Raw genomic sequence first — 12176 nt, 5'->3', positions numbered from 1 at the left:
AAGATGCAACTCTTAAAAGTACTGGCCCGGGTGCTCGAGTACCCGACCGAAGAACTCCAGGCCTCCAAAGATGCCCTGATTGCCGCTGTCCTTGAGGACAGCCGGCTGCCGAGGCAGAACAAGGAGCAACTGCTGCGCTGCGTGGAAATGGTCTGCGATGGCGACCTTCTGGACATGCAGGAGAACTACGTGGGTATGTTCGACAAGGGCCGGGCCACGTCCCTGCTGCTGTTCGAGCACGTGCACGGGGAATCCCGCGACCGTGGCCAGGCCATGGTGGACCTGATGGAAGAATATCGCAGCAACGGTCTGGAAATCGACGCCAGGGAACTGCCGGACTACCTGCCACTGTTCCTGGAATACCTCTCAACCCGACCCTGGGACGAGATCCGGAACTGGTTGGAGGACATCCACCACATCCTGGGCTTGCTGGGTGAGCGTCTGTACCAGCGGGAAAGCTTCTATCACGTGGTGATGGATTCGCTGCTGACCCTCTCCGGGCGTGCGGCAAACCGCCAGGAGCTGGCCCGGATCGTCGCCTCGGAAGAGCGCGACGACACCCCGGAGGCTCTGGACAAGGTCTGGGAAGAGGAAATGGTGAAGTTTGTTGATGATCAGGGCAGCTCCTGCAGTACCGGCAGTGTTGTAGGCCAACGCCGCCGGGAACTGGAACAGACCCAGACCATTCACCTGAGTGATCAGCTGATGACGGACGCAACACCCCGTCAGGCAGGGCGCGCCTGAGGGCGCAGGAGGAAACGGAAATGATGTCCTATCTCAATACACTACTGTTCGGGGTTTATCCCTACATTGCTATCGCGATCCTCGTGATCGGCACCTGGGCCCGTTACGACCAGGGCCAGTTCACCTGGAAAGCCCATTCCAGCCAGATGTTGCGCAAGAAAAACATGGTGATGGCCAGCGTGCTGTTCCACGTCGGCGTACTGGTGATCTTCTTCGGCCATCTGGTGGGCCTGCTGACACCGCACGCGTTCTACGAGCCGTTCATGACACCCGGCACCAAGCAGATCATGGCGATCGTGGTGGGTGGTATTGCCGGCATCATGGCTATCATTGGCGGTGGCATGCTCGCCTGGCGTCGTCTGACTGATCCACGTATCAAGGCCAGCAGCACCTTTGCGGACAACATGATCATCGTCATCCTTGTCATTCAGCTGGCACTCGGCCTGCTGACCATTCTGCCCACCATGGGTCACCTGGATGGCAGCACCATGCTCAAGTTCTCTGCCTGGGCCCAGGGCATTGTCACCCTCCAGGGCGGCGTGGCCGGCTACATTGCCGACGTGCACTGGATCTACAAGACCCACATCTTCCTGGGCCTGACCATCTTCGTACTCTTCCCGTTTACCCGACTGGTGCACATGCTCAGTGTGCCGGTGGAGTATTTCGGACGGAAGTACCAGGTGGTTCGCAAGCGCGCTTGATGCAAATGAAAACGGGGTCAGATGAAAGCGTTCGTCTGACCCCATGTTTACTGAGGTTATTGCTATGCAACTCATCCCCGTCGGCGACGCCGAAAAGCCCAGAAACCAGTTCCCGCCGGTCACCGTGGGTGAAACCCTCATCGGCGAAGACGACATCGCCCGGGAAATGCAGCACCACCCGGCCGAAGAAGTGGCCGAAGCCTGGCACGACGCTGCCAGAAGCCTCGTCATCCGCGAGCTCCTCCTGCAACAGGCCAGCCGCCTCAAGCTCGACGACATCGCCGACGAGGAAGACCGCATTGCCCGGGTACTGGAACTCGAACTCAACGTCCCGGACCCCACCGAACAGGACTGCGAACGCTTCTATAACGCCAACCCGGCCCGCTTCCGCAGCCCAACGCTGATGGCCGTCAGCCACATCCTCCTCGCTGCTGCCCCGGACGACGTCCAGGAACGCATCCGCCAGGAAGAAGCCGGCCAACAGCTGCTGTCGTCCCTCATCGACGGCCGCTCCCAGTTCGCCGAACTGGCCAAACAATACTCTGCCTGCGAATCCCGCCACCAGGGCGGCAGCCTCGGCCAGATCAGCAAGGGCCAGACAGTGGACGAATTCGAACGCCCGGTTCTTGCACTCCAGGAAGGACTCAACCCGGAACTGATCGAAACCCGTTACGGCTGGCACATCGTCCGCGTCGACCAACGCATTGACGGCGAGCAGCTGCCCTACGAGCACGTGAAGCCCCAGATCCGGCAGTACCTGAGCGAAAGCGTGACCAGAAGAGCGTTCCGCCAGTACCTGCAGGTTCTGGCTGCTGAAACTGGTGTAGAAGGTGTCGATCTGGAACTTCCAGACTCTCCCCTGATGCAGTAAAAGGCGCAAGCCCAAACGCCAAGCTGGCTAAAAATGAAAATCTTTGAGTTAGATCAATTACTCCCGAATAATCCCCCTATTACCCCCATGGGGGGAGCGATTTTGAACCAGTATCCCTCTACTATTAAAAATATAATTTTGGATGCATTAACATGCAGAGAGGATACACCAATGGCACTGACCCAAACGGCCGAAACCCGCTACACCAAACCCGTGCTCGTCGCCGTCAACAAACCCTTTGACGACGAAGACGGCCTCCAGGCCCTGCGCAGCCATCCACTGTTCTCGGAACTCAATGGCAAAGACCTGCAGCACCTGATCCAGCAATCCCGAAGAATCCGCCTTGGCCATCACCAGCTGCTCTATCGCCAGGACATGCCGGCGCACCATTTCTTCTTCGTGATCTCCGGCCGCTTGCGCCTGTACCGCCTGGACTCCTCGGGAATCGACCGAACCCTCGACAGCATCGCCCCTGGCGACTGCTTCGCCGAAGTCATGATCTATGCCGATCCGCCCCGGTATGCCTGCTACGCCGAGGCCCTGAAATCCAGCGAGGTTCTGATGATCCCCGTGAAAGCCTACCAGGACATGCTGGAAAGCAACCCGAAATACGCCCAGGCAGCCCTGCGGCATTACGCCAAACGCGCGGTTTCCCGGTTCCACGACCTGGAAATCATGACCGTACAGAACGCCCGTGACCGCCTGATCCGCTACCTGATCGACCTGCTGCCCAATGGCGCAGATGAGGGTGGAGAAGTCGAGTTGCCGCTACCCAAGTGCCTGGTGGCCTCCAGGCTGGCCATGCAGCCGGAAACCTTCTCCCGGATTCTGGCGGATCTGAAAGCCAACGGCCTGGTTCGGGTTAACCGAAGCCGATTGTTTATTTCAGACCCCCAGCGCCTGATTGAGATCAGCCAGTAACTGAACGCATTCAAGCCTCCAGGCTTTTGGGAAAGGAGGACACGTGACCGCGAGAAAGCAACGTCCACTGATTTACTCGTGTTCCGGCTGCTCTGACGTGGCGCAGCTGGCCAACAATGTGGCGGTAAGTCTGGACCATGCCGGCGAATTCGAAATGTCCTGCATCTCGGGCGTTGGCGGCAAGGTGCCGTCCCTGGTGAAAACCGCCAGATCCGGTCGCCCGATCACGGTTATTGATGGCTGCCCGTTGCACTGTGCCCGGGCCTGTCTCGAGAACATCGGTGTGGAGCCCGATGAGCATGTCCGGCTCTACGACTTCGGCTTCAAGAAACATTATGGACAGAGCTACGGCGAAGATGCCGTGGAAGAAGTCTGCGACGAAGTTCGCAGGCTCACCTCGTCCGACCAGCTCATTGCCCGCCACGCGTAAATCGCAGCGGCCCGGTACCAGTAAGGATTCACCAAGATGATCAGCAGTTACAGTGACCTGATTCAGGCCTCCCACAGCCAGCAGGAGCCCCAGCGCCTGCTATTCGTTTTCTGCCGGGCAGAGTTGCCGGACGAGGCCTCCCCGGAAGAAAGAGCCGCTTTTGAGCGCGGTGAAGGCGGCGCCCTGACGCCGGTGATCTGCGTCGACAAGACGCCCGAAGAGGCACCGGATTTCGGGGCCTTGCAAGAAGAATCCCGGGCCACAGGCCAGTCCTGGGATGTGGTGTTCGTCGCCGCCATGTCCGGCCGCGGTGGCACGCCCCCATCCACCGATGAGGCGCAGCAGCCGCTGACCATGATGGTGGAGTCCATCCGCCTCGGCCATATAAGTAATTACCTCCCTCTCGATTCATACGGAAACGCTGTCAGCCTGGGCTGACAGCGTGAAGTCGATCAGTTCCTCCGCCAGGTGTATTCAATAAGAGGTATTTGATTTTCCTCTAATTTGCCTAGGCTGAAGCAATAAGGCGCTTTTTCTCAGGGAGTCTTCTGTGTCCGTTTTTTCCCGCTTCGCTTTTGTCTTTTTCGCGTCGATCATGGCCATGGCCCTGGATGCAGCGCCTCTGTCCAAGTATGAGCCCGTTGCCGGTCGTCAGGTCATTGAGCAGGCGTTTCCCGATGTCACCCGGGTGATTCCCCGGAAAGGCAATCGGGCCATCCAGGAGCTCTACGTCCGTAAGGAGTTGGTGGGCTACGCCTATCAGTCACTGGATTTTGTCCAGACCCCCGCCTACTCGGGCAAGCCGGTCAATGCCATGGTGGTGCTGGATGCCGAAGGCACCATCAAGGCCGCCAAGGTAATCCACCACGACGAACCCATTCTCCTGGTGGGCATACCCGAAAGCAAAATGCACGCCTTTACCGATCAGTACACGGGCCTCAAAGCGGACCAGCGGGTAACCGTGGGCGGAACCTCTTCGGAACGAAAGGTGGCTGTGGACGGATTGTCCGGTGCCACGGTGACCGTGATGGTGATCAATGAAGTGATCATGCGCACCGCCCATCGGGTGGCCGTGGAACTGGGCATGGTTGAGGGCGAGGATGGGACCCGTCCGCCGGTGGCCACCGTCGACAAACAGGCCTTCGAGGAGAAAACCTGGCAGGAACTGACCGGTGACGGCTCTGTGCGCCGGTTGATGCTTATCAAGGGCCAGGTGGATGATTCCTTCAAGGGGACGGAAGCCGAGGGCGTTGATACCGCTGGCCCGGAGGAACGCAAAGAGCCGCTGATTGATCTGTATGCCGCTTACCTGGATGCGCCCACCATCGGCCGGAATCTGCTGGGCGAAAGCCAGTACCAGTGGCTGACATCCGAGCTGGAGGAAGGCGAGCATGCCATTGCCGTGATGGCCAACGGTGAATACTCCTTCAAGGGGTCAGGTTATGTTCGCGGCGGCATCTTCGATCGCATCCAGATCCGTCAGTTCGGCGACACCTTCAATTTCCGTGACCTGGATTTCTACCGGCTAAGCGACGTCTATGCCGAGGGCATGCCGGAATTCACGGAGATGGCGATCTTCATCATTCGCCAGCAATACAACTTCGATCCCGGTACACCGTGGACACTCGAGCTCACGGTGAAGCGCCAGACCGGGCCGCTGGACAGCGAATTCCAGGTATTCCCGCTGGAGTACCAGCTGCCGGAGCAGTATTACACCCGTCCGGAGACAGTTGTCTCCGAGGAAGAATGGCTGGAGAGCCAGCCCATGTGGGTGCAGGTGTGGTACCAGCGGGAGTTCCAGATTGTGGTGCTCGGTATTGGTATCGGCGTGCTGATGTTTATCCTGTTCTTCCAGGACTGGCTGGTGAAAAAACCCAGAATCATGCGTTGGATCCGCCACGCATTTCTGACCTACACCCTGTTCTTCATCGGCTGGTTTGCCATGGGGCAGCTGTCCATCGTCAACGTGCTCACGTTTGTGAACAGCCTGATCAGTGGCTTCAGCTGGGAAACCTTCCTGATCGACCCGGTGATTTTCATTCTCTGGGCCGTGGTGGCAGGCATCATCCTGCTCTGGGGCCGGGCGGTTTACTGTGGGTGGTTGTGCCCGTTCGGCGCGCTGCAGGAACTGCTGAACGAAATTGCCCGCAAGCTGAAAGTACCCCAATACACCGTGCCTTTTGCCGTGCACGAGCGGCTATGGGCCATCAAGTACATCATTCTGCTTGTGTTGTTCGGAGTGTCGCTGGATTCCATGGCGACCGCCGAACGGCTTGCAGAGGTGGAGCCGTTCAAGACCGCCATCACCCTGAAGTTTGATCGCAGCTGGCCTTTCGTGACTTACGCCGTGTTGCTACTGGTGGTCAACCTGTTCACCCGCAAAGTGTTTTGCCGCTACATGTGTCCGCTGGGCGCGGCTTTGGCACTGCCAAGCAAACTGCGAGTGTTCGACTGGCTCAAACGCCGCAAGGAATGTGGCAATCCTTGCCGGCTGTGCGATCACGAGTGTGAAGTTCAGGCGATCCACCCGGACGGCCACATCAACTACATGGAATGCCATTACTGCCTGGACTGCCAGATGACCTATTTCGATGACCACAAGTGCCCACCGCTGATCGTCAAGCGACGCGGCAAGCGCCGTGGCCATAACGCACCAGGCCACCCGGAGGAAATACCCGTGGTTCAGGTGTCTTGAGTAGTCCCATAAAAAGAAAGCACGAGAAGCAAAACCGCCATTACCAATAACGGAGTTGGATGTTATGAAAAAAAGAGATGATCTGACCAAGGATACCCAGGCGCTTCCCGAGAGCGGGCAGAGTCGCCGCCGGTTCATGGGTGCCGCGGCACTCGCCGGTGTTGCCGGGGCAACCGGCCTTGGTGCTGCAGTGATGTCACGGGAATCGTTCGCGGCTGCCGCCGAAGAAGCCCGCAATAAATACGTTGTGCACCCCGGCGAACTGGACGAGTACTACGGTTTCTGGAGTGGTGGTCACTCCGGTGAAGTACGGGTCCTGGGCATCCCATCCATGCGGGAACTCATGCGTATCCCCGTGTTCAACGTGGATTCTGCGACAGGCTGGGGGATTAGCAACGAGAGCAAAGACGTATTGGGCCATGACAATACCCACCTGAACGGTGACTCCCACCACCCGCATATTTCCATGACGGATGGCCGTTACGATGGCAAGTATCTGTTCATCAATGACAAGGCCAATACCCGGGTTGCCCGTATCCGTCTGGACATCATGAAGTGTGACAAGATCACCGCCATTCCCAACGTTCAGGCCATCCATGGTCTGCGGCTGCAGAAGGTGCCGAAGACCAAGTACGTCTTCTGTAACGGGGAATACGTGATCCCGCACCCGAACGACGGCAGCGATACCAGCCTTGAAAACAGCTATACCATGTTCAATGCGGTGGACGCGGAAACCATGGAAGTGGCCTTCCAGGTGATTGTGGATGGCAACCTGGACAACACCGATGCAGACTACACCGGCAAATACGCCTGTGCCACCTGCTACAACTCGGAGAAGGCACTGGATCTGGCCGGCACCATGCGCAACGATCGGGATTGGGCCGTCGTGTTCAACATCGAGCGCATCGAGAAGGCAGTCCGGGACGGTAACTACAAGACCCTGGGCGACTCCAAGGTGCCTGTGGTGGACGGTCGTGCAGGCTCGGACCTGACCCGCTACATCCCGGTTCCCAAGAACCCGCATGGCCTGAATACCTCCCCGGACGGCAAGTACTTTATTGCCAATGGCAAGTTGTCGCCAACGGTCACCATTATTTCGATCGAGAAGCTGGATGACCTGTTCGACGGAGCGATTGAGCCCCGTGATACCGTGGTGGGTGAGCCAGAGCTGGGTCTTGGGCCCCTGCACACCACATACGACGGTCGGGGTAACGCCTACACCACTCTGTTTATCGACAGCCAGGTGTGCAAGTGGAACATTGCCGATGCCATCAGGCACTACAACGGCGAGGACGTGAACTACATCCGCCAGAAGCTGGATGTGCATTATCAGCCGGGCCACAACCACGCGTCTCTGACCGAATCCCGGGATGCCGATGGCAAGTGGCTGGTGGTGCTGTCGAAGTTCTCCAAGGACCGGTTCCTGCCGGTTGGACCTTTGCATGCGGAGAACGACCAGCTGATCGATATCTCCGGCGAGGAGATGAAGCTGGTTCACGATGGCCCGGCCTTCGCCGAGCCCCACGACTGCATTCTGGTCCGTCGTGATCAGATCAAGACCAGGAAGATCTACGATCGTGACGATCCGTTCTTTGCCTCTGCCGTTGAGCAGGCCAAGAAGGATGGCGTTACTCTGGAAGCCGACAACAAGGTTATCCGCGATGGCAACAAGGTTCGTGTTTACATGACCTCAATTGCGCCGCAGTACGGGATGACGGAGTTCAAGGTGAAGCAGGGTGATGAGGTGACCGTGTATGTGACCAACCTGGACACCATTGAGGATGTGACCCACGGTTTCTGTATGGTGAACCATGGTGTGAGCATGGAGGTCAGTCCGCAGCAGACGGCTTCGGTGACCTTCAAGGCGGATCGTCCCGGGGTGCACTGGTACTACTGCAACTGGTTCTGTCATGCGCTGCATATGGAGATGCGCGGTCGCATGATTGTAGAGAAGGCCTGATTTAGGTCGGTCTTGCCGGGGCCTGATGATCGGGCCCTGGCAAGCCTGCTGCTTGGGTGTGGCAAACCGATGGCAAAGGGCTTTCCGAAACACGCCCGCGAGTACGTCCCTGTAGGGCTCGGATCGGGCCATCCATGGCCCTCTACGGTTTCGGAAAGCCCTTTGCCATCGATTTGCTCGAAGTAAAGTGCAGTTCGCCAATTTCCTTACTCTTGAGAAACGTTGATGTATCGAATTTTGCGTTATGGAGTGGCCCTGACAGTCGCTCTGTTATCGCTGACCGCGCAAGCGGACCTGCAAGAACAGCTTGATGCCCTGGAACCGGGCGCGAGCTTTGAGCTTCCCCCTGAACAGATTTCGTCTCTGGCAATCCGGGTGCCCGGGGTGTCTGTGTCTTGCCATGCCGAGACGGTGATTGACCCCGGCGGGCAGGGCAATGCGGTGGATATCGTCGCCGAGAGGGTGACGTTTTCCGGATGTGCCGTTCGCAACTGGGGCAGCAATCTGAACGAGCTGGATGCGGGGATTTTTGTGGCTCGGGAGGCCAGGGGCGCGGTGGTTGAGAACAATCGTTTGCAGGGGCCGGCGTTCGGGGTGTGGCTGGATGCAACGCCGGATGTGACGGTCCGCGATAATCGGATTCGCGGTGATGACAGTCTGCGTCCGAATGACCGGGGCAATGGGATTCATCTGTTCAATACCACCGGCGCGCTGATTGAAGGCAATGACATCCGTCGGACGCGGGATGCGATTTATATGGAGACGGCGAATAACAATACGATCCGGGTCAATGAGATGGCGGATCTGCGTTATGGCATCCATTACATGTACTCGATGAATAATCTGCTGGAGAACAATGTCACCCGTAACACGCGAACCGGTTATGCGCTGATGCAGAGCAAGCGTCTGAAGGTGATTAACAACCGGTCGGTTAATGATGAGAACTACGGGATTCTGATGAATTTCATTACTCAGTCAGAGCTGCGGGGGAACGTGGTGACGGGCGTGTCCCAGGGGCAGACCGCCGGTGTTGCCATTGAGGGGGCTGAAGGTAAGGCGGTGTTTATCTACAACTCGCTGTACAACACCTTTGAAGGCAATGTCTTTGCCGACAGTAATATCGGAATTCATCTGACGGCGGGTTCGGAAGACAACGAGGTTTTTGGCAACGCGTTCGTGAACAATCAGCGTCAGGTGAAGTATGTCGCCACCCGCACGCAGGAGTGGTCCAGTGACGGTAAGGGCAATTACTGGAGTGATTACCTGGGCTGGGACCGGGATCAGGATGGCGTTGGCGATGTGCCCTATGAGCCCAATGACAACGTGGACCGGCTGCTGTGGAAATACCCGGAAGCCAAGGTTCTGATGTTCAGCCCGGCGGTGGATACCCTGCGCTGGGTGCAGGCTGCGTTTCCGGTGGTCAAGTCCGCCGGTGTGACCGATTCCCATCCCCTGATGCGGATGCCCGCAGAGCTTCAACCGGAGAACCGATGAGCTGTTTTCGTCTTGAGAATGTGAGTTACCGGTACGACAAGAGCCCGGTCCTTACGGGGATCGACCTGACTCTGGAGCCGGGGGAGATTCTGGGGTTGTTCGGCCATAACGGGGCCGGTAAGACAACCTGTATCAAGCTGATCCTGGGGCTCATGAACCCCAACCAGGGATCGGTTTCCGTGCTTGGCGGCCATGCCGGCGATCCGCAGGTAACCCAGCACATCGGTTACCTGCCGGAGAACGTGATGTTCTATCCGCAGCTGACCGGTCGGGAGATTCTGAACCATTTCGCCCGGTTGAAGGGCGCGTCCCTGCAACAGGTGCCGCAACTGCTCGAACAGGTTGGCCTTGGCGATGCGATGGGTGCCCGCACCAAGACCTACTCGAAAGGCATGCGCCAGCGTCTTGGTCTGGCCCAGGCGCTGTTGGGTAAGCCCAGGCTGCTGATGCTGGACGAGCCTACGGTGGGGCTGGATCCGGTCGCCACGGCAGACCTGTACCGGTTGCTCCGGGAGCTGCGTGATGGGGGCACGGGCATTGTGCTGTGTTCCCATGTCCTGCCCGGTGTCGAGCCTTACATCGATCGTGCGGCCATTCTCACCGATGGCGCACTGAAGGCCGCTGGCGATCTGGCCGCACTGAGGCGGCAGGCGAATATGCCGGTAACCCTGTCTCTGGAACCAGCCAACAGTATCTCGGCGCTGGAACATGTGATCGACAGGGCCTCGAGCAGCAGTGGCCTGATCATCAAGACCGATAGTGGGCGCCTGCGGGTGGATGTGCAGCCGAGGGAGAAAATGGCCCTGCTGAATGCAGTGATGGCATCGGGGGAAGTGGCAGATCTCAGCATTCATCAGCCCAGCCTGGAAGACATCTACGTGCACTTTATCGGTTCCGGTGGCCTGGCCCACCGGGGAGGCAGTCAATGAACAGTATCTGGACCATTGCCCGCAAGGAACTCAGTGACAGCCTGCGCAACCGCTGGCTGATGGCCATTTCCCTCGTGTTTGCGACTCTGGCCCTGGGCATTGCCTGGTTTGGCGCTGCAGCCTCGGGGCAGGTGGGGTATGCCTCCACGCCGGCCACCATTGCCAGTCTCGCGAGCCTTGGAATCTTCCTGATCCCGTTGATTGCACTGCTGCTGGCCTACGATGCCATCGTCGGGGAAGAAGAGGGTGGAACCCTGCTGTTACTGCTGACTTACCCTCTTAGCCGAAGCCAGCTGCTACTCGGAAAGTTCCTGGGCCATGGCCTGACTCTCGCGCTTGCCACCGTGATTGGTTTCGGCGTTGCCGGCGTGGCCATTGCGGTGCTGGTGGAAAACGTTGCTATCGCCAGTCTCGCGGCAGCCATGCTGCGGTTTATTGGCTCCACCGTTCTGTTGGGATGGGGATTTATTGCCCTTGCCTACGTGATCAGTGTGCGGGTCAGCGAAAAGCCCATCGCCGCCGGCCTGGCCCTGGCGATCTGGTTCTTCTTCGTGCTGATCTTCGACCTGATGCTGCTGGGCACCCTCGTGGCCAGCGAAGGCCAGTTCAGTGCTGAACTGTTGCCCTGGCTGTTGATGCTCAATCCCACGGATGTCTACCGCCTGCTCAATATCGTTGCCTTCGGCGATACCGCCCAGCTCAGCGGCGTCCTCAGTCTCGGTGCCGATCTGCCCATCGGCGCCACCGGCCTGTGGATCGGCCTGGTGCTGTGGTTTGCCATCCCGCTGGCAGGCGCCCTGTTACTTTTCCGAAACCGCCGTATCTGAACGGAGTTGTCCCGATGAACAGAAGTAAACTCAACTGGCTCCTCGCCGCTCTGGCAGCCATAACCCTCACCTCCTGTTCGGGCAATGAGGAGCAGACCATGGCCAAACCCGAACCGGTGCATTTCGAAAGCGGCGATGAATGCCACGTCTGCGGCATGGTGATCTCCAATTTCCCGGGCCCCAAGGGTGAGGCCATAACCGAGAAAGAGCAGCACGTCCGTAAGTTCTGCTCCACCAAGGACATGTTCGCCTGGATGCTCCAGCCGGAGAATGAAAACCGTGATCACACCCTCTACGTCCACGACATGACCCAGACCGAGTGGGAGCATCCGGACGACACCGCCCTGATCGACGCCCGGGACGCTTTCTTCGTGGTTGGCTCTGACCGCTCGGGCGCCATGGGGCCGACGCTTGCCTCCTTTGCGACCGAGGAAGCCGCCCACGGGTTCATGATGGAACATGGCGGTGAGGTTCTGAAATACAGTTCGATCACCATGGAGCATCTGAATACCGGCATGGCGAAGCATGGTATGGATGGTATGGACGGAATGGACCACTAGAAATGAAAAAGGGTCAGATGAAAGCTTTCATCTGACCCTTTTGT

The 12176-nt window shown here is 58.5% G+C and carries 12 protein-coding genes; all 12 read left to right on the top strand.

Going from position 1 to position 12176, the window contains the following annotated elements:
- The first annotated feature begins 3 nt into the window (after window positions 1-3).
- The 12 genes from narJ (at window position 4) to KYE_RS15855 (ending at window position 12132) form a co-directional block, all read left to right on the top strand.
- Entirely contained in the window at window positions 4-744 is a 741-nt protein-coding gene (gene narJ, locus KYE_RS15910; protein WP_008175401.1) for a nitrate reductase molybdenum cofactor assembly chaperone, read from the top strand.
- A 23-nt stretch (window positions 745-767) separates the two neighbouring features.
- Window positions 768-1445: a respiratory nitrate reductase subunit gamma gene (gene narI, locus KYE_RS15905; protein ID WP_039882107.1), complete on the top strand. Its 678-nt coding sequence runs from the start codon at window positions 768-770 to the stop codon at window positions 1443-1445.
- 64 nt (window positions 1446-1509) lie between these two features.
- On the top strand, window positions 1510-2316 hold the full coding sequence (locus KYE_RS15900) for a peptidylprolyl isomerase (RefSeq protein ID WP_008175397.1): 807 nt from the start codon (window positions 1510-1512) through the stop codon (window positions 2314-2316).
- Window positions 2317-2487: 171 nt separating this feature from the next.
- Window positions 2488-3237: a Crp/Fnr family transcriptional regulator gene (locus KYE_RS15895; RefSeq protein WP_008175395.1), complete on the top strand. Its 750-nt coding sequence runs from the start codon at window positions 2488-2490 to the stop codon at window positions 3235-3237.
- Between the two features lie 43 nt (window positions 3238-3280).
- A complete protein-coding gene (locus KYE_RS15890; RefSeq protein ID WP_008175393.1) occupies window positions 3281-3667 on the top strand; it encodes a putative zinc-binding protein in 387 nt (128 codons plus the stop codon).
- 36 nt (window positions 3668-3703) lie between these two features.
- Complete coding sequence (locus tag KYE_RS15885) at window positions 3704-4105, top strand: hypothetical protein (protein ID WP_008175391.1); 402 nt, start codon at window positions 3704-3706, stop codon at window positions 4103-4105.
- 157 nt (window positions 4106-4262) lie between these two features.
- Window positions 4263-6362, top strand: coding sequence for a transcriptional regulator NosR (gene nosR, locus KYE_RS15880; protein WP_081467553.1), 2100 nt, complete (start codon window positions 4263-4265; stop codon window positions 6360-6362).
- Window positions 6363-6426: 64 nt separating this feature from the next.
- Window positions 6427-8322 carry a TAT-dependent nitrous-oxide reductase gene (gene nosZ / locus KYE_RS15875; protein WP_008175382.1) on the top strand — a complete coding sequence of 632 codons (1896 nt, stop codon included), beginning with the start codon at window positions 6427-6429 and terminating at the stop codon, window positions 8320-8322.
- Window positions 8323-8547: 225 nt separating this feature from the next.
- Window positions 8548-9816 (top strand): nitrous oxide reductase family maturation protein NosD, encoded by a 1269-nt coding sequence (locus tag KYE_RS15870; RefSeq protein ID WP_008175381.1) that lies wholly within the window; start codon window positions 8548-8550, stop codon window positions 9814-9816.
- On the top strand, window positions 9813-10745 hold the full coding sequence (locus KYE_RS15865; RefSeq protein ID WP_008175379.1) for an ATP-binding cassette domain-containing protein: 933 nt from the start codon (window positions 9813-9815) through the stop codon (window positions 10743-10745). The genes KYE_RS15870 and KYE_RS15865 overlap by 4 nt, the downstream gene beginning before the upstream one ends.
- The gene (locus tag KYE_RS15860; protein WP_008175377.1) at window positions 10742-11572 is read left to right on the top strand and encodes an ABC transporter permease; all 831 of its coding nucleotides are present in this window, start codon (window positions 10742-10744) and stop codon (window positions 11570-11572) included. The genes KYE_RS15865 and KYE_RS15860 overlap by 4 nt, the downstream gene beginning before the upstream one ends.
- A 14-nt stretch (window positions 11573-11586) precedes the next feature.
- The gene (locus KYE_RS15855; protein WP_008175375.1) at window positions 11587-12132 is read left to right on the top strand and encodes a nitrous oxide reductase accessory protein NosL; all 546 of its coding nucleotides are present in this window, start codon (window positions 11587-11589) and stop codon (window positions 12130-12132) included.
- Window positions 12133-12176 lie beyond the last annotated feature (44 nt).

It is taken from the genome of Marinobacter manganoxydans MnI7-9 (assembly GCF_000235625.1).
In the GTDB taxonomy this organism is placed as follows: Bacteria; Pseudomonadota; Gammaproteobacteria; order Pseudomonadales; family Oleiphilaceae; genus Marinobacter; species Marinobacter manganoxydans.
The sequence above is the reverse complement of the archived record's forward strand: the minus strand, read 5'-3'. Positions and strand labels throughout refer to the sequence as shown.